18 protein-coding genes and 4 tRNA genes are annotated in these 18,566 nt (G+C 39.8%); 14 read left to right on the top strand and 8 right to left on the bottom strand.

Annotated features, from left to right (window positions below; genetic code table 11):
* The first annotated feature begins 2 nt into the window (after positions 1-2).
* From ACZ1GV_RS05210 to ACZ1GV_RS05175, 8 genes are all read left to right on the top strand, one after another.
* A complete protein-coding gene (locus ACZ1GV_RS05210; RefSeq protein ID WP_472675545.1) occupies positions 3-626 on the top strand; it encodes a 50S ribosomal protein L25/general stress protein Ctc in 624 nt (207 codons plus the stop codon).
* Positions 627-652: 26 nt separating this feature from the next.
* Entirely contained in the window at positions 653-1,243 is a 591-nt protein-coding gene (gene pth, locus ACZ1GV_RS05205) for an aminoacyl-tRNA hydrolase (protein ID WP_472675544.1), read from the top strand.
* Positions 1,244-1,290: 47 nt separating this feature from the next.
* Entirely contained in the window at positions 1,291-2,382 is a 1,092-nt protein-coding gene (ychF, locus tag ACZ1GV_RS05200) for a redox-regulated ATPase YchF (RefSeq protein WP_210559673.1), read from the top strand.
* 328 nt (positions 2,383-2,710) lie between these two features.
* A tRNA-Met gene (locus tag ACZ1GV_RS05195) sits at positions 2,711-2,787 on the top strand.
* 36 nt (positions 2,788-2,823) lie between these two features.
* A tRNA-Leu gene (locus tag ACZ1GV_RS05190) sits at positions 2,824-2,908 on the top strand.
* A 33-nt stretch (positions 2,909-2,941) separates the two neighbouring features.
* Positions 2,942-3,016: transfer RNA gene (locus ACZ1GV_RS05185), tRNA-Gln, on the top strand.
* A gap of 8 nt (positions 3,017-3,024) precedes the next feature.
* Positions 3,025-3,099: transfer RNA gene (locus ACZ1GV_RS05180), tRNA-Gln, on the top strand.
* A gap of 155 nt (positions 3,100-3,254) precedes the next feature.
* The gene (locus tag ACZ1GV_RS05175; protein ID WP_472675543.1) at positions 3,255-4,595 is read left to right on the top strand and encodes an OmpP1/FadL family transporter; all 1,341 of its coding nucleotides are present in this window, start codon (positions 3,255-3,257) and stop codon (positions 4,593-4,595) included.
* A 16-nt stretch (positions 4,596-4,611) separates the two neighbouring features.
* Here the strand turns inward: ACZ1GV_RS05175 and ACZ1GV_RS05170 are convergent, their stop codons facing one another.
* Complete coding sequence (locus ACZ1GV_RS05170) at positions 4,612-5,856, bottom strand: FAD-dependent monooxygenase (RefSeq protein WP_472675542.1); 1,245 nt, start codon at positions 5,854-5,856, stop codon at positions 4,612-4,614.
* Positions 5,857-6,052: 196 nt separating this feature from the next.
* Between ACZ1GV_RS05170 and miaB the strand changes: the two genes are divergently transcribed.
* The 5 genes from miaB (at position 6,053) to lnt (ending at position 11,657) form a co-directional block, all read left to right on the top strand.
* Positions 6,053-7,483 (top strand): tRNA (N6-isopentenyl adenosine(37)-C2)-methylthiotransferase MiaB, encoded by a 1,431-nt coding sequence (miaB, locus tag ACZ1GV_RS05165; protein WP_472675541.1) that lies wholly within the window; start codon positions 6,053-6,055, stop codon positions 7,481-7,483.
* A 49-nt stretch (positions 7,484-7,532) separates the two neighbouring features.
* Entirely contained in the window at positions 7,533-8,666 is a 1,134-nt protein-coding gene (locus ACZ1GV_RS05160; protein WP_472675540.1) for a PhoH family protein, read from the top strand.
* Positions 8,656-9,114 (top strand): rRNA maturation RNase YbeY, encoded by a 459-nt coding sequence (ybeY, locus tag ACZ1GV_RS05155; protein ID WP_472675539.1) that lies wholly within the window; start codon positions 8,656-8,658, stop codon positions 9,112-9,114. The genes ACZ1GV_RS05160 and ybeY overlap by 11 nt, the downstream gene beginning before the upstream one ends.
* Before the next feature lie 90 nt (positions 9,115-9,204).
* Positions 9,205-10,074 carry an HlyC/CorC family transporter gene (locus ACZ1GV_RS05150; protein ID WP_210559679.1) on the top strand — a complete coding sequence of 290 codons (870 nt, stop codon included), beginning with the start codon at positions 9,205-9,207 and terminating at the stop codon, positions 10,072-10,074.
* Between the two features lie 14 nt (positions 10,075-10,088).
* Positions 10,089-11,657: an apolipoprotein N-acyltransferase gene (gene lnt, locus ACZ1GV_RS05145; RefSeq protein WP_472675538.1), complete on the top strand. Its 1,569-nt coding sequence runs from the start codon at positions 10,089-10,091 to the stop codon at positions 11,655-11,657.
* Here the strand turns inward: lnt and ACZ1GV_RS05140 are convergent.
* From ACZ1GV_RS05140 to ACZ1GV_RS05120, 5 genes are all read right to left on the bottom strand, one after another.
* A complete protein-coding gene (locus ACZ1GV_RS05140; RefSeq protein WP_472675537.1) occupies positions 11,584-12,741 on the bottom strand; it encodes a MalY/PatB family protein in 1,158 nt (385 codons plus the stop codon). The genes lnt and ACZ1GV_RS05140 overlap by 74 nt on opposite strands.
* Before the next feature lie 37 nt (positions 12,742-12,778).
* Positions 12,779-13,132 carry a DUF1428 domain-containing protein gene (locus ACZ1GV_RS05135; protein ID WP_472675536.1) on the bottom strand — a complete coding sequence of 118 codons (354 nt, stop codon included), beginning with the start codon at positions 13,130-13,132 and terminating at the stop codon, positions 12,779-12,781.
* Positions 13,133-13,143: 11 nt separating this feature from the next.
* Positions 13,144-13,626: a hypothetical protein gene (locus tag ACZ1GV_RS05130; protein ID WP_472675535.1), complete on the bottom strand. Its 483-nt coding sequence runs from the start codon at positions 13,624-13,626 to the stop codon at positions 13,144-13,146.
* Positions 13,627-13,756: 130 nt separating this feature from the next.
* Positions 13,757-14,416: a CoA transferase subunit B gene (locus ACZ1GV_RS05125; protein ID WP_210559684.1), complete on the bottom strand. Its 660-nt coding sequence runs from the start codon at positions 14,414-14,416 to the stop codon at positions 13,757-13,759.
* Positions 14,417-14,426: 10 nt separating this feature from the next.
* Positions 14,427-15,125: a CoA transferase subunit A gene (locus ACZ1GV_RS05120; protein ID WP_472675534.1), complete on the bottom strand. Its 699-nt coding sequence runs from the start codon at positions 15,123-15,125 to the stop codon at positions 14,427-14,429.
* Between the two features lie 322 nt (positions 15,126-15,447).
* Between ACZ1GV_RS05120 and ACZ1GV_RS05115 the strand changes: the two genes are divergently transcribed.
* Positions 15,448-16,269 carry a 3-hydroxybutyrate dehydrogenase gene (locus tag ACZ1GV_RS05115; RefSeq protein WP_472675533.1) on the top strand — a complete coding sequence of 274 codons (822 nt, stop codon included), beginning with the start codon at positions 15,448-15,450 and terminating at the stop codon, positions 16,267-16,269.
* Positions 16,270-16,344: 75 nt separating this feature from the next.
* On the opposite strand, the gene ACZ1GV_RS05110 is transcribed toward ACZ1GV_RS05115, so the two are convergent.
* On the bottom strand, positions 16,345-17,274 hold the full coding sequence (locus tag ACZ1GV_RS05110) for an alpha/beta hydrolase (protein WP_472675532.1): 930 nt from the start codon (positions 17,272-17,274) through the stop codon (positions 16,345-16,347).
* Complete coding sequence (locus ACZ1GV_RS05105) at positions 17,275-18,480, bottom strand: MFS transporter (protein ID WP_472675531.1); 1,206 nt, start codon at positions 18,478-18,480, stop codon at positions 17,275-17,277.
* Between the last annotated feature and the right edge of the window lie 86 nt (positions 18,481-18,566).

The following is an 18,566-nucleotide window of genomic DNA, read 5'->3' as shown; positions in this document are numbered from 1 at the left end:
CCATGTCTGAAGCTATTTATACATTAGAAGCTACAGTTCGTACTGACAAAGGTACTGGTGCGAGCCGCCGCCTACGTCATGCTAACCAAGTTCCTGCAATCTTATACGGTACTGATAAAGAAGCACTTAACCTTGCTCTTTCTCACAACAAAGTATGGCAAGCACAAGCACACGAAGGTTTTTACTCGCACATTCTTACTCTTGTTATCGACGGTAAGAAAGAAGAAGTAATCCTTAAAGACGTTCAACGTCACCCGTTTAAGCCATTGATCATGCACTTGGACTTCCAACGTGTTGATGCTAAGCAGAAACTACACACTAACGTTCCAGTTCACTTCATTGGTGAAGAGTCTGTAACTAAGTCTGGTGCTGTTGTTGCTCACACTATGACTGAAATAGAAATCACTTGTTTACCGAAAGATCTTCCTGAGTTCATCGAAGTAAACGTTGCTGATTTAGAAATCGGTCAAACTATTCACATCAGCGATCTTAAATTGCCAGCTGGTGTTGCGTCTGTAGAATTAGCAAAAGGTGAATCTCACGATCTAGCCGTTGTTACTGTACACGCACCAAAGACTAAAGCAGAAGATACTGACGAAGCTTCAGAAGAAGCAGATTCAGAATAATCTGTGTTGAATAGACGTACACTAAAATGAGTACCGATATTCAACTAATCGTGGGCCTGGCTAATCCAGGCCCCGAATACAAATACACCCGCCATAATGCCGGTGCCTGGTTTATCGAAGAACTATGCCGAGCACAAAATGTTACCCTTAAAAATGATCCCAAATACTTTGGCTATACCGGTAAATTACTCATTGACGGTAATGAAGTTCGAGTGCTAATTCCCACCACCTTTATGAATTTAAGTGGAAAGTCTGTTAGTGCACTTGCTAACTTCTTTAAAATTAAGCCAGAGCAAATCCTTGTCGCGCATGACGAACTAGATATGCCTCCAGGCAAAGTAAAGATCAAACAAGGCGGTGGTCACGGCGGTCATAACGGCTTGAAAGACATAATCGCTAAATTAGCGAATAACAAAGAATTTTACCGACTCCGTATCGGAATCGGTCATCCAGGTAGTCGTGAAAAAGTGACTGGCTGGGTGTTGGGCAAAGCCCCTCAAATAGACCAAGAAAAAATGGATGCAGCAATAGACGAAGCAACGCGTTGCATGGACATTTGGTTTAAACAAGATTTAAAAAAAGCACAGAGTAGATTACATTCATTCAGTGCCGAATAAATTAGCTAAAATAAGCACAACATTGATTTTTATTGTAAGGAACCATCATGGGTTTTAAATGTGGCATCGTAGGCTTACCAAATGTTGGTAAATCAACTTTATTTAATGCATTAACAAAAGCAGGTATCGAAGCTGCAAACTTTCCATTCTGTACTATCGAACCTAATACTGGTGTTGTTCCGGTTCCAGACCTTCGTTTAGATAAACTAGCAGAAATTGTTAACCCTCAGCGAGTCATTCCAACAACAATGGAATTTGTAGATATTGCCGGTCTAGTAAAAGGTGCATCTAAAGGTGAAGGCTTAGGCAACCAGTTTTTGGCCAATATTCGTGAAACAGATGCGATTGGTCATGTTGTTCGTTGTTTTGATGATCCAAACATTGTTCACGTTGCTGGTCAAGTAAACCCGCAAGAAGACATTGACGTTATCAATACTGAATTAGCGCTTGCAGATATGGATTCAATTGACAACGCGATGTTCCGTAATGCTAAAAAAGCAAAAGGCGGTGACGCAGATGCTAAGTTTGAAATCAAAGTACTTGAAAAGTTAAAGCCTATCGTTGATGAAGGTGGCATGGCCCGCTCTGTTGAGCTTACGAAAGAAGAATTAGCGGCCATCAGCTATCTAAACCTACTTACTATGAAACCAACTATGTATATTGCAAACGTTGCAGAAGATGGATTTGAGAATAATCCGTTTTTAGACAAGGTTCGAGAGATTGCTTCAACTGAAAATGCGGTTGTTGTTGCAGTATGTGCTGCCATCGAGTCAGAGTTATCTGAATTAGAACCGGAAGATTTAGCCGAGTTTATGGAAGATTTAGGTTGGGATGAACCTGGTTTAAACCGAGTGATTCGTTCTGGTTATGAGTTATTAAGACTGAATACATACTTTACAGCTGGTGTAAAAGAAGTAAGAGCTTGGACATACACGTCTGGGTCTACTGCACCACAGGCAGCTGGCAAAATTCACACGGACTTTGAAAAAGGCTTTATTCGTGCCGAAATCGTTGGTTACGATGATTTTGTTGAAAATGGCGGTGAATCTGGCGCAAAAGAAGCCGGAAAATGGCGCCTTGAAGGTAAAGATTATATTGTAAAAGATGGCGACGTCATACATTTCCGCTTTAATGTTTAAACTTTAACTAAAATATTCGCTTCCGTAAAAAAGCCTTCTTATTTTGAAGGCTTTTTTTTTGAACAAATGCCGAGTTTGAAACGTAACACCATTATCGGCTGGCTAAACAAGTTCCGTTTTTAATGGTCTATATTTTATTTTTAATAATAATTTTTACGTTAAAATTTCGCTGAAAACGGCTCTTTTTATACAAAAAACCACCGAGTTGAACAAATTAAAGCCAAACGATACGTTAAGTGACATTTTCTTTAAAAAAGCAGTTGACGACAAAGGGTCGCATCAGCATAATACGCCACATCGCTTGAGGCGGTAATCGAAACAACGGAATGGCTACGTAGCTCAGCTGGTTAGAGCACATCACTCATAATGATGGGGTCCCCTGTTCAAATCAGGGCGTAGCCACCATTCGATTACACTACCAAACCTCAAGGCAAAAAATTTGCGGGAGTGGCGGAATTGGTAGACGCGCTGGATTTAGGTTCCAGTATCTTCGGGTGTGAGAGTTCAAGTCTCTCCTTCCGCACCATTTTAAGACATGTTTTCACATGCAAAGTTTAGTTGGGATATCGCCAAGCGGTAAGGCAGCGGGTTTTGATCTCGCCATTCCCAGGTTCAAATCCTGGTATCCCAGCCACTTATTGTTGGAGTATCGCCAAGCGGTAAGGCAGCGGGTTTTGATCTCGCCATTCCCAGGTTCAAATCCTGGTACTCCAGCCACTTTTAAAAGCCTCGCTCTGCGAGGCTTTTTTCTTTGTCAAAATCATCATGACTTTTTCTCCCAGTATCACTTTGCTTTTTATTTGATTTTCTTTACGATATTTTTAAAAGTGTCATACACTTATTTGATATTGAATTCAGGGAGCATAATCAGTTTGCGTAATACAATCATAACCTCAGTCTTGTTGGGTATTTTTGCTACTCAAAGCTTCGCTGATGAATACCATTACAAAAACATATTAATTGGTACTAAAGCCATTGGCCTTGGTGGTGCATTTACTAGCATCGCTGACGACATGTCCGCTGTTTTCTATAACCCTGCTGGATTATCAAGATCTAAACTCAATAACTCCGCTTCTCTCAGTACTTTTTCATGGGAGTCCAGCGAACTAAACGATGTGTTCTCAAACCAAGCTAACTTTTCTCGTTCTTCTTTTTCAATTATTCCGAGCTTCTTGGGAACCGGTAAAAATACCGACCTTTGGCATTGGAGTTTAGTATTTGCGGTATCAGATTTATCAACTGAGCGTAATTTTTCACAAGTAGAGGTACCGTTTTTATCTGAAACTGGTGCTGAAATCGGCAGACAAACGGAGTTTGGCAATATCGATCTTGATAACGCATCTTATGACCTAGGCATAGGTGGCGCGTTAAACATTAATAGTAATTGGTCTTTTGGTGCATCAGTGATTGCCAAATACAAGCAATTTGAGACTGTACAGGGCTCAGGTATTGATATTGCGATTCCGCTACCGCAAGGCTTGCTTAAAAGTGGTTTTACAGCGACAAGACGTTTAAAAGACGAAAATATTATAGCAACACCTCAATTGGGATTATTATACAAAAGTGACAGTTTTAATTGGGGGTTAAAGTTTGCTAAAGATATCGCCCTAAATCGTAGTTTTACTGGGAGCCATCAAATTACGGTATCGTCACTAGTACCTCTTCCTCCATCGGTAAAGACATCAAGTGTCGGAACAGTTACTGGTACAAAAAAGCAAGAATACGGTACAAACGTTTCCACAGGTTTTTCATCTAAAGTCAGTGATCTACTGGTTAGCTTTGACGTTGACTATTATTCTGCAGTCAATGTCGAGGAGTTTAGTGTCTCCTCCACGCAGCCGCCGATAAATAGAGATTTAAAAAAAGTTATTAATTACTCTATTGGATTTAGCTACCCATTATCTGACGAAAACTTGCTTAGGTTTGGTATTTTTACCGATAATTCAAATGGCGAAATAGATATCAGTCAACCTTTTCAACGAATGGAGGTTGTAGACATGGTTGGTTTTAGCCTTGCAGTAAATACCAACGCATTTGGCTTCCCGCTATCTATTGGTGGTTATTACAAACATGGTGAAGGCCAAGTTAGACTTGCTGATATTCGAGTGGTTGAAGACATAGTCGGCATGCAACTTTACCCAATGGCAAACGATAATGACATTAGTACAATGAAACGTGACTCTTTTGTACTCTACATTAGCGCCAACTTTTAAGACATTAGTGGTACAGCTAAAACCCTAATGCCTTTTTCATTACTGCCACTTTAGCTTGCGGAAATAAATTTGCGGTATTTAGCAAAATACTCCTAGCAGACTTATGTATGGTTTTTTCATTAGAAAATAAGTGATAAAACGTATCCATAACCGAAGACATTAAAAGGCTGTCTGCTTTTCGTTTTAGATTGTATTTTGTCAACGCTATATCTAACTGAGATTTTCCTGATTTGCCATTATTTAACAAGGAGTCGTTCGACAAATCTAAACTACTGAGCAACGACAATAATTCTGCATTATCTTTAAACCCTAAATTAACACCTTGACCGGCTAGCGGATTAATTGTGTGGGCAGCATCACCAACGAGTACAACTCTATTGTTAAAGTATCGATTAGCTTGACGCCGAGTTAACGGAAAAGATGCCGTTTGTTCAATATCAAAGTCACCGGGTAACTTTGGAAAAGTCGCTACTATTTGCTTTTTTAACGATACAAAGTCTAGTGCTTTTAACTCTTCAACTTTTTCTTTGCTGTCATACCAAATCAAACAGGCGTAATTGTTGTTTAAAGGCAAAAAGGCTTTAGGCCCACTTGGTTGAAATTGCTGCCAAGTTATATCTTGCTGTTCAAATTGGGTATTAATAGTAATACTAAAACACTGTTGTTGATAATCCCAACCAGAGGTACCTATATCGGACAACTGACGAACTTTACTATTAGCGCCATCTGCGCCGACTAGCAAACGACAGGCTATATCTTGTTCGACCTCACCATTAAGCAACTGGACTTGGGTTTGATTGGTAGGCAATGACTTTATTTGTCCAAGATGACAACCAAATACGACTTCAATATTAAATTGACTTTGTTTGATTGCTTCATACGCGGCTAGTTGAATTGCTTCGTTACGAACTAAAAAACCTAAATGACTTTCTTTAATATCAGAGGCACTAAATTCTACCCTTGGCGCGCCCTGCTCCCACGTGGCTAACCGAGTAAATTGACACATTGCTTTTGATTCAATTTGAGACCAACAGCCAATATCCTCTAACCAGTTTTCACTAAACCTGTTTATTGCTGACACCCTCAATGGTGGTTTAGCTAACCAAGAAGCGTCTGGCTTTAAATGCTCCACTAATAGCACTGACTTACCCTGTTTACCAAAGCCTAACGCCAAAGAAGTGCCAACCATTCCGCCTCCTATAACAACAACGTCATATTCTGTTTTATTCAGTGTATTTAGATTAGACTCAGGAAATTCCATGCAGTTTCTCAGTTGATTTAGCTCGCTTTATTATGCCAGAAACACCAATAACACCAAGGTCTTTACGGTAATTTTCTTTAACCAATTTATGCTGTTGCCATTTAGTGGATTGAATTCACTTTCAGTTCTATCGTTTTCACTGTAAAATACGCGACCTTTTTATGAACAACTTTTCCATACGATTTACGAGAGAAGAATGACAAAAAAACTACATATTAAAACCTGGGGCTGTCAAATGAACGAGTACGACTCGCAGAAAATGGCAGATCTTTTGGATGACAGTCATGGATATGAGTTTACTGAACAAGCAGAAGATGCCGATGTTATTCTACTGAATACCTGTTCTATCCGTGAAAAAGCACAAGAAAAAGTATTCCATCAACTAGGTCGTTGGAAAAATCTTAAAGCTAAAAAGCCTGACTTAATTATCGGTGTTGGTGGCTGTGTTGCCTCGCAAGAAGGCAAACACATACGTGAGCGTGCTCCATATGTTGATATGGTATTTGGCCCACAAACACTGCATCGCCTTCCAGAAATGATTGAACAAATCAAAAAAGGTGATGGCGAATCGGTCATTGATATTTCATTCCCGGAAATTGAAAAGTTTGACCGTTTACCACAGCCGACGACGGATGGCCCAAGCGCATTTGTATCGATTATGGAAGGCTGTAGCAAGTATTGTACATTCTGTGTTGTACCTTACACTCGTGGTGAAGAAGTATCTCGTCCAGTAGATGATGTTATTTTTGAAGTTGCACAACTTGCAGAACAAGGCGTTCGCGAAGTTAATTTACTTGGTCAAAATGTAAATGCATTTCGTGGAGCCACACACGATGGCGACATCTGCCATTTCAGTGAATTATTACGGTTAGTTGCATCAATTGATGGTATCGATAGAATTCGTTACACAACGTCACACCCTGTTGAATTTACAGATGATATTATCGCAGCCTATGAAGACGTTCCTGAGTTAGTTGATCACCTTCACCTACCAGTTCAGTCTGGAGCAGACCGCATCTTAACGTTGATGAAACGTGGCCACACAGCCATTGAATACAAGTCTCAAATTCGTAAGCTACGTAAAGTCCGTCCAAATATTAGTATGAGTTCTGACTTTATAATTGGTTTCCCTGGCGAAACAGCCGAAGACCATGCAAAAACAATTAAATTGATTGAAGACATTGGCTATGACCATAGCTTTAGCTTCATATACAGCGCACGCCCTGGCACACCAGCGGCTGACTTACCTGATGATGTACCAGAATCAGAGAAAAAAGAACGTTTATACGAACTACAAAATTTAATTACCCACCAAGCAATGCAAATTTCGCGTTCAATGTTAAATACTGAACAACGAATTTTAGTTGAAGGTCCGTCAATAAAGAATCCAATGGAGCTTCGCGGACGTACTGAAAACAACCGTGTCGTTAACTTTGAAGGTCCGCACACCTTAATCGGTGGTTTTGCTGATGTTAAAATCGTAGACGTCTACACCAACTCATTACGTGGCGAGTTTATTCGTGGCGAAAATGAAATGGGCCTACGTCAAGAAGTTGCACCGTCGGACATTATTGCGAAACGACAAACCAATACTGATGAGCTAGGTGTTGCCACTTTTGCTCCTTAGATTTATATTCGTAGTATTGGTTTAATATCTTAAAGTGCCATGATTCGTCATGGCCTTTTGCTTATATAATTCAGGGGAATCAAACAAATTGCCTAAAAAATTGAACAGTGTGGAATTATTTTTAGAGCCAGCGAACAAAGATCGTCTGGCGTCATTAATCGGCCCTTATGATGACAATATTAAACATATTGAGCGACGTATGGGTGTTGAAATAACCTACCAAGGCAATAAGTTTAAAATCGTTGGCAACCCGGCTAACGTTGTTGCGGTTAATGAAGTTCTAAAAGATTTGTACATAGAAACCCAGCCCGATCCTAAAGAAAAAAATAAAGTTAAAGCCAAAGAGCTTTTACCAGACCATATTCACTTAGCGTTGCAACAGTCAAAAATCTTGGATCAAGAGATTGAAGGTTACGACAATGAAGTTGTTATTCGTACTCGAAAAGGCAACATCAAGCCTAGAAATAGCAATCAAGTTGAATACGTTAAAAATATACTTAATCACGACATTACATTTGGTATTGGTCCAGCTGGTACAGGTAAAACCTATCTTGCCGTAGCTTGTGCTGTTGATGCACTTGAACGTCAAGAGGTAAGGCGTATTTTGTTAACTCGTCCAGCCGTTGAGGCGGGTGAAAAACTTGGCTTTTTACCTGGTGATTTAAGTCAAAAAATAGACCCATATTTACGTCCCCTTTATGATGCCCTATTCGAAATGTTAGGCTTTGAAAAGGTTGAGCGACTAATTGAACGCAATGTTATTGAAGTAGCTCCGCTTGCTTACATGCGCGGTAGAACGCTAAATGATGCTTTTATTATTTTAGACGAGAGCCAAAATACCACCGTTGAGCAGATGAAAATGTTCCTTACCCGTATCGGCTTTAACTCAAAAGCTGTGATCACCGGTGATATCACTCAAGTTGACTTACCACGCGGCGCAAAATCTGGTCTTCGTCACTCGATTGAAGTGTTAGCTGATGTAGAAGATATTAGCTTTAACTTCTTTAAAGCCGATGATGTTGTTCGACATCCCGTTGTGGCGAAAATCGTTATGGCCTACGAGAAGCAAGAAGAACAAGAACGTAGAGCTAAGGCTGAACGAGAACAACAAGCTAAAGAAAAAGCTGAGCAAGAAAAAGCGCTTCGTGAAGCGGCTTTAAAGGACATTAACCGTGAGCGTTGAACTGGATTATCAAAATGTCAGTACTGATAAATCAGTACCCTCAGAGCAACAATGTTTAGCTTGGTTAAATGCTTTTTTGCCACAGTTCAAAGATTTGTCTGAATTGACTGTTCGTATTGTTGATGAAGATGAAAGTCAGCAACTTAACAGTGACTATCGAGGGAAAGACAAACCAACTAATGTTTTGTCTTTTCCCTTTGAAGCGCCGGCGCATATTGAGTTGCCTTTATTAGGCGACTTAGTGATATGTGCTCAAGTTGTTAATAAGGAAGCTGTCGAACAAAAAAAATCATTTGATGCACATTGGGCTCACATGTTGCTTCACGGGACCTTGCACTTGCTCGGCTATGACCATATCTCTGATGCAGATGCTGATGAGATGGAAGGTTTAGAAATCGAAATATTGAAAGAAATGGGCTTTGAAAACCCTTATTTAGAAACTGAATAAACTAAATAATAATCTAATTGACATTTTGTATGGTTATCTAACAAAATGGCAATTGTTGTGTTTAATAACTATAGGAACATTCTAACTAGAATGAGTGACGACAACCCACATAGTAGCAACGGTTCATCGAATAAAGGTTGGATAGAGAAACTTGGCCAGCTCTTTACTGACGAACCGAAAAGCAAAGAAGACGTAGCCAATATCATTGATGTTGCTGCGCAAAATGACCTAATCGATCTAAATACTAAAAATATGATAGACGGTGTAATGGAGATCGCTGATTTGCGGATCAGGGATATCATGATACCTAGGTCACAAATGATAACTCTCGATTTGTCTGATACACCTGACAAATTTATTCCATTAATGATCGAATCTGGCCACTCCCGTTTTCCTGTAGTCACCGAAGACAAAGATCATGTTGAAGGGATATTATTAGCAAAAGACTTATTAAGTTTGCTAACAGACCGAGAGCAAGAGATTGATTTACAGTCTTTATTACGCCCTATTGTAATTGTTCCAGAAAGCAAGCGTGTTGATACGCTTCTTCGTGAGTTCAGACTAAATCGTTATCATATGGCAATAGTCGTAGACGAATACGGCGGTGTTTCTGGTCTAGTTACAATCGAAGATATTTTAGAGCTAATTGTTGGTGAGATTGAAGATGAGTTTGACTCAGAAGACAATCAAACCGATAACATTCGTAAAGTTTCTAAACACGTTTATATGGTACAGGCTCTAACAGAACTGGATGACTTTAATGAGTTTTTCAAGTCTGACTTTGACGAAGAAGAAGCTGATACCATTGGCGGTATTGTCTTACACGAATTTGGTCATATGCCGGAAAAAGGTGAAGAAGTTTTAATTAATAATATTAAATTTAAAGTTCAATCTTCAGATACTCGCCGAATCCAGCAACTTATGGTGACCCTTCCAAAGAAAAAAATAACCAAACCATAATGGATTTTTAAGGCATGGAAGCGATAACGCTAAAACGTTATATTCCTGTTGGACTTATGTCGCTAGGTGTTGCAAATACCCTAGCGTACTCTCCCTTCCAAAATTGGTGGCTACCTTTTGTCACTTTATACTTTTTAATAACTGCAATTAACAGTGCAGGCACAGCAAAACAAGCTGCAAGATATGGATTTTATTACGGTCTAGGTTGGTTCGGCGCTGGTATCAGTTGGGTACATGTTGCCATCGCCGATTTTGGTGGCTTACCCCTAATTGCGTCGGTCTTTCTTATGGCATTATTAGTTGGTTACCTTGCTCTTTTTCCAGCCTTAGCATCTTGGTTAACATTTAAAAACATCAAACGATTTCAACTTTGGGGTTTTCCCGTATTTTGGCTTGTCGCCGAATTTCTTCGCGCTACGCTATTTACCGGTTTTCCATGGTTGTCTCTTGGTTACAGCCAGCTTGAGGGGCCGTTTAGAGCACTGGCACCTATTGTTGGCGAATTTGGACTACAAGCTGTTGTTGCCGTTATGGCGGTATCCGTTTATCAATTTATTTTTAATGCTCGACAAGCGCTAGGTCGAAAAATAGATGGCTTAGCGATTACCTTAATAATATTTATTTTGGGTTTAAATATTTATAGTACTCAAAAAGATTGGACAGGAGATTTAAACCGAACTGTTCGTTTAGCGTTAGTTCAAGGGAATATAGAACAAAGTATAAAATGGCAGCCGGAAAACGAATTACCAACGATGGAAAAATATCTGTCTATGTCAACAGAGTTTTTTAGTCAACACGACCTGATTATTTGGCCTGAAGCTGCTATTCCAAGGTTAGAAATATTGGCAAACGATTATTTGCGTGAAGTCGATAAACTTGCCGCTGAAACAAATACCGCATTAATTACTGGTATTGTTGATTACCAACCAGAGACGAACCTTGCGTATAATAATATTATTGTACTTGGTAAAAAACTTGCCGATGATCAATTTGGCCACTATCGCTACCTACACAACAATCGTTTTAACAAACACCACTTGTTGCCAATCGGTGAGTTTGTGCCTTTCGAAAGTGTGCTTCGCAAGTTAGGCCCTATTTTTGACTTACCAATGTCCTCTTTTTCTCGAGGTTATTATCAACAGGACAATTTGATTGCACAAAGTTTAAAAATCAGCCCGGCGATTTGTTTTGAAATAGCATTTTCAGAGCAGGTTCGAGATAACTTGTATGATAACAGCGACATCATTCTTACCGTTAGCAATGATGCATGGTTTGGAGCTTCTCACGGGCCTTGGCAACATTTACAAATTGCTCAAATGCGCGCGCTTGAATTTGCAAAGCCGGTTGTTCGAGTAACCAATAATGGAATTACCGCTATCATAGATCAAAACGGCGAAATAGTTAGTCTGTTACCTCAATTTAAAGCTGCCGTATTAAGCCATAAGCTGGATATATATGAGAGCAACACCATCTATAGAGAATTCGGTAATTCCATCGCATGGCTCAGTGTTATTTTAATACTGTTACTTTCTTTAATCTCTCGACGGCTTCAACCAGCATCTCTCTTGAACAAGCAAAGTTAATTCTAGCAAACTGAGGCCAACCAAAGTCTATACCTGGCGACGGCCCTAATCCTAGCGATTCTAAATAAAGCTGTAAGTTTTTGCGATTAAGCCCACTGCAATCAATCCAAGCTAAGAATGTCGCCGCGGAAGGTTGATAAGTCAAACCAGAAATATCCTTTATTTCTGAAGCTAAGTACTTTTGATTTTCGCGTAAATACTCGAGTTGTTGTAAATACCAATCATCACATTCGTTAAATGCCACCGTTGTTGCCAACACACCAAAATTATTCGCTGACGGCGCTATTCCACGTCCTGCAGCTTTGAATTTTGCTCGGGTTTGTCTGTCTTGAATTACCGCAAAGGATACGCCAAAACCAGCCACGTTAAAGGTCTTACTTGCGGCCATCAATGTCACTGCCTGTTCGCCAATTTCAGTTAAACTACCGGCTGGAATATGTCGTTGGCCTTGTTCTAAAATTAGATCGGCGTGAATTTCGTCTGAGCACAACTTTACATCGTGTTTTAGGCAGATACGTTGAATAACGTCTAGCTCAGCGCGAGTGAGTACCGAACCACAAGGGTTCATGGGATTACACAATAAGAACAATTTTGTACTAGGCTTCGCGGCTTTTTGTTCTAACTCGTCTAAATCTAGTTGCCAACGACCATTAATGAAATTTGTTGATATCGTTTCTTGAATAAGGTTGTTTGATAATGGCGCGTTGAGCAACGGCGGATAATTTGGCACTTGAACCAACACGCCATCACCTGGTTCGCAAAAGGCCTGACACATCATATTGAAGGCGGGCACGACACCAGGAGTCCACACAATCCAATCTGACTGCACGTGCCAATTATATTGTTTGACTAACCAACGTTGAATGGCCGGAATTGCGGCTTCATTTTGGTACGGGTTATGATAACCAAATACACCATGCTGTACTCTTGACGTTAAAGCTGAAATGATTGCTGGTGCGCATTCAAACTCTGAGTCAGCGACCCATAAAGGTAAAATATCTCTATAGCGATACTTTTCCCACTTTAAGCTGTTGGTATCTCGGCGGTCGACATATGGATTAAAGTCACCCGTTTTTATTGTCATGCTTTACTGCCTATTGTTTACTAACGTAAAAATCACTTTATTCATTTACAATAACTTCAAATCCGCCGTAGATAAGTCTTGCGCCGTCAAAAGGCATGTCACTAAATAGGCCTTCTAAATCTTTGTCTTGTTCTATTGCTGGCCACGCAGCTTCTCTGGTGGCTTTATCTGGCCAGATTATCCATGAAAATACCACTGTTTCATCTTTTTCACATTTAACCGCAAGAGGAAAAGAAGTCACCTTCCCTTCCGGAACATCATCGCCCCAACATTCTACTGCTGATAGTGCGCCATGTTTTTTAAATGCTTGCGCTGTTCCTTGAGCAAACTCAATATACTCTTGTTTTTTATCTGATTTTACCGCAACTATAACACCGTCAATATATCCCATGAACTTTGTCCTTATTCTGCATTATTTAATGTTCTACCTAAAGGTAAGTCTGAACATTGATGTTGTTTCATACTATTGTTATTGAGTAACTCTACAAGCTTTATTTCGGCGGCTGCATCCGGCAGGACGATCAACTTTATTACTCGTGCTACTTCTGTTGCGCCGCTACAATGATTGGATTTCTTTTTACTCATAATTAATTGTGGCTCTATGTTCCCAACCACATAGGCTCCTAGTAACAAACCTTTAATTGGATCACTTACACTCTGGTGTGTTAACCAAGGTGTATTTTCTGGACTGACTTCAACCAAAACATCTTTGCTTGTCTCTGCAAAGTTTAATATTTTCCGAACGGCGGAAAAACCAGTCTCAGATATAGGAGCTTGCTTGTATTCTGAAATAAGATTTAATACTTGCGACTTACTAATAGTGTGGTCATCCTTGCCAAAAGCACTCACTGACAGCATTAATAAAATTAATAATAAGCTACGCATAATTGCTCCTTTTTAACCATATGTTTAATAAGTGTAGTTAATTTAACTCAAGATGAGCAGGAAATAAAAAACCAGTGAATTATCACTGGCTTTTACGAATTAACTTAACGTAAGCAAGATAAAATACGCGTTAGGCGAATTGCATTTCTTTTACGTCATCAGGTACAACAAGCTTACCTGCCGTTTTTTCCTTTATTTCTTCAACCGACACGCCGGGCGCTGTTTCACGTAATACAAACGCGCCATCTTCCACCTCAAGTACGGCCAAGTCAGTCACTATTTTAGTAATACAGTTAACACCGGTAAGAGGTAATGTACACGAAGATAATAGCTTTGATTCACCGTGTTTATTTGCGTGTGTCATGGTAACAATGATGTTCTCGGCGCCAGCGACCAAATCCATAGCACCACCCATGCCTTTTACTAACTTGCCTGGGATCATGTAACTTGCAATATTGCCAGCTTGATCTACTTCAAACGCCCCCAGTACAGTTACATCAACATGCCCACCACGAATCATTGCAAAACTTTCTGCCGAGCTAAAGATAGCAGCACCTGTTGCAGTTGTGACTGTTTCTTTACCAGCATTAATCATGTCCGCATCAACTTGATCTGCTGTTGGATAAGGCCCCATACCTAACAACCCATTTTCAGATTGCAACATTACCTCAATGTCATCAGGCACGTAGTTTGCTGCTAATGTTGGGATACCTATACCTAAATTTACGTAGTCACCGTCGTTAAACTCTTGTGCCACACGCTGAGCGATTTGTTCTCTTGATAAAGCCATGGTGTACTCCTTAATCTCGTGTGGTTACTTTTTCAATTCGTTTTTCAAATGACCCTAAAATAACACGGTCAACATAAATGCCAGGAGTCTGAATTTGAGATGGCTCAATCTCACCTGGCTCAACAATTTCCTCAACCTCAACAACAGTAATTTTTCCAGCTGTCGCAGCCATTGGATTAAAATTTTGTGCGGTATGGCGGTACACACAATTGCCATATCGGTCTGCTTTCCAAGCCTTAACAATGGCAAAATCACCGGTGATGCTTTCTTCTAATATGTAGTTTCTGCCGTTAAATTCGCGAACTTCTTTACCTTCGCCAACTAATGTTCCATAACCTGTTGCAGTATAAAACGCTGGGATACCCGCACCGCCAGCACGCATTTTCTCGGCTAGCGTGCCTTGTGGAGTAAGTTCAACTTCAAGCTCGCCATTTAATAATTGCTTCTCGAACAATGCATTTTCACCTACATACGAAGACACCATTTTTTTTATCTGCTTGTCTTCAAGTAAAATGCCTAAACCAAACCCATCAACACCACAGTTATTGGAAACTACAGTTAGGCCTTTGGTACCTTTGTTTTTAATTTCAGCAATTAAGCCTTCTGGAATTCCACACAAGCCAAAGCCACCAGCGATAACCGTCATATTATCTTCTAGTCCTGCCATTGCTTCGCTGTAACTGCCCACTACTTTGTCAAAACCTGACATAATTCTCCCCTTCGCTAATTACTAATGCGACTGATTTTTAGTTATATATTTATCTGACTTATACTGGCATAAAGCCGACTAAAACACTTCTATTTATTAACTTGAATGAATAAAAAGAAGCCAGTAAAGAGTAAACACTATTTGACACTATCAAAAGTGGTAACCGGCTGATTCACAACGATTAGACGATAATCATATCAAGTGGTCAATTCTACTTTAGTGCCCTAATTACACTAACCAACCTGTACTAAGGTAGTAGTTTTTTACATTTATGACTTTGTTAACATAACGTTAGATTATCATTGTGAACTTAGAGAAATATATGTACTTATCGTTAGCTAAACAACTTTCAACGGGCACTTCACTTAGAAACAAAGTCGCGTTAATAACTGGCTCTACAAGTGGTATTGGCTTGTCAGCAGCTCACCATTTAGCCGCACAAGGTGCACATATAATCATCCATGGTTTAGTTTCTATTCATGAGGGATTAGAGCTTAAATCCTCTTTTGAAAAGCAATATGGCGTGCAAGTCATGTTTAGTGATGCCGATATAGCAAATGTCGAGCAAATCGATTTACTTATGTTAAATATTAATAATCAATTTCAGCGACTCGATATTGTCATTAACAATGCTGGCATTCAGCATACTGACAGTGTTGTGAATTTTCCTCGTGATAAGTGGAATGCCATTATTGCAATCAATTTATCGGCTGCTTTTCATATTATGCAACAAGCTTTACCTCTCATGAAAAAAAATAACTGGGGTCGTATTATCAATATTGCTTCCGTTCATGGGCTTGTAGGCTCTGCGAACAAGTCTGCCTATGTTGCCGCCAAACATGGACTAATTGGTTTAACAAAGGTGGCAGCAATTGAACAAGCCGCGGCGAATATTACGGTAAATGCAATATGTCCTGGTTGGGTTGAAACTCCGCTTATTAATAATCAGATAGAAGATCTCGCCAAACAGCAAAATATTGAGGTCACAGAAGCAAAACACAAACTTATTACACAAAAACAACCCCTACCAGCGATGGCTACGCCGTCTCAAATTGCAGATCTCATTCTTTTCTTGTGCACGGATACCGCCCGAAGTATTACTGGCTCCTCACTTCCCATCGATGGGGCGTGGACGGCCCAATAAACGAAAAAAGCCACTTAAAGAATGAGTGGCTTTTTGCTTTTTGTGTGACTAATGTTAAGTTTTTATTGCCAATAGCTAACGATTAACAAAGGATCCAATTAAACTGTATAATTCTCTGCACTCTTCACTAACTAAGTCTTCAATATTCATAAATGCATGGATCATATTTTCAAACTCACGAACCTCGACATTGACTCCAGCTAACCTTAGTTTTTTTGCATACTCAAGTCCTTCGTCACGCAGTGGATCGCAACCGGCAATTACTACTAAGCTCTCAGGCATAGTGGCATCAAATGGACCAAATAACGGCGACATCTCCGCACGGTCTTCATAATCATCAAAATAGTTATCGAAGTACCATTGAATTCGTGTTTTCTCTAATAAAAATCCTGTGCCGTTCTCTTCTACCGAAGGCATACTAGAAGTGTAATCAACACTTGGATAGATCAGAATTTGTTTGTCAATTTTTAACGACTTATCCGTCATCGCGCGAATGGCAAGAGTTGTACATATTGCACCACCAGCGCTATCACCGGCAATGAGCACCTTATTTCCATATTGAACATTCTTTAAAACTTGATGAAAGCCTTTAACCACATCTTCACAATCGTTAATACCAGCGGGATAAGGAAACTCCGGCGCTAAACGATACTCGACACTAATTACAATACAGCGAGCAGCAATAGCTATTTTTCTGCACATGGGATCGTATAGCTCAGTGCTTCCACACATATGGCCACCGCCATGAAAATAAATGAGAACTGGTAACTCTTCTTCTGGTGCTGGACTATAGACTTTAACGGGTATTTCCATTTGATCAGCAAATACATAACCTTCTTCAGCATATGCCAACTTTGGAACTTGCGTAACGAACGCGGCTAGTTTTGCTAAATTTGCTCTCGCTAACTCTGGAGTTGCAACTACACCATCTTCTTTAGCTTGAGCGATTGCTTGATTTACGCCAGTAATAAATTCATTTAAATGTTCAGCTAATTCACCACGCATTTATTGTTCCTTTTTTGGATTGGTTTCAGGCAAAAAGAAACTGCCGATAAAGAAGCTACTACTTACTAAACCAATGAGCAAGAATGACATAGTGTAGTCGCCCATGTTTAAATCTACTAATTTACCAAATAACCACAGTACTATTGTGGCAACAAGGTAACTAATTGACCAAAACAAACTAAATACAACCGTAATTTTATCTGCCGTCATGCCTTTTAATTCGTGAGGAATAGACACTAGCGCCGTAATAGGAAAAAACACAAAAAATCCAAGCAACATTGCCGCGACTATTTGAGCTTCAGAGTTAGTAGAAAAGGAAAGTACAAACACCATTGCCGTAACCATTAGACCTGAGTATTTAATCACTGGTACTCGCTGCTTAATTTTTTTACTGTAAATCATCCCAGCGATTGTACCAACAATACCAAAGCCAATTACTAATGCACTTTGGCTAATTCCAGCTTTCGGATAAAAGGTAAATAGACAGATATAAAACGCTAACAGTCCCGAGTAACAAAGAGAATAAGTCCAAGTAAACTTATCCATAAAGCCCTGACGATAGCCATATACTTCTGGCGGAGCAACATCAACTGCATCAACAATGTCGTTGGCCTGGTTAGCAACATCAACACTCTTTTTATTGGGTTCACTAAAATCTGCCAGTAACCAAATTATCGAGAGTACTAAACTAGCCACACTAAAAATAATAAGACTATTTTGCCAGCTGCCTGTTATAGCGTTTATTTCAGACATCGATGACAAAATCACAGCAGTCCCCACATTAAACGCAACTGCATTCAGACCATTAATCGTTGAGCGCTCCTCAACGGAAAAAAATCGCATGACGATTGGATTAAAGTAAACAATCATTAATGCACCACCCAATCCCATTAAAAATCGAGAGACAAGCAATACATCATAGGTTGCCGCTAAGGGAGTAAACACACCGATGAAGACAAGGACGCCACTTAAGAAAAAAGCATATTTAACGCCCATTTTTAATGCAATCCAAGCCGCTATAAACGTGCCTGCAATTTTTGCTATTGTAACCGCTCCGCTAATAAAGCTGGCAGACGCTAAACTGTCCACCTGCATCGAGGCCATAATTTGCGTCATACTTGCAGTACCGCCAACCCAAGCCATTGCAAATAAAACATAACTTATAAAAACAACGCCTTCTATCAAGTATTTGTTACTAATTTTCATATATGATAATTTCAAACTTAGTTATTGATTGAATGCAGGTTAACCTAGTGTTTGAAAAAAATAACTACTACCTTAGTGCACTACGG

The sequence above is a fragment of the Psychrosphaera sp. HA2-10 genome (assembly GCF_055693745.1).
This window is presented reverse-complemented; position numbering and strand designations above follow the sequence as displayed.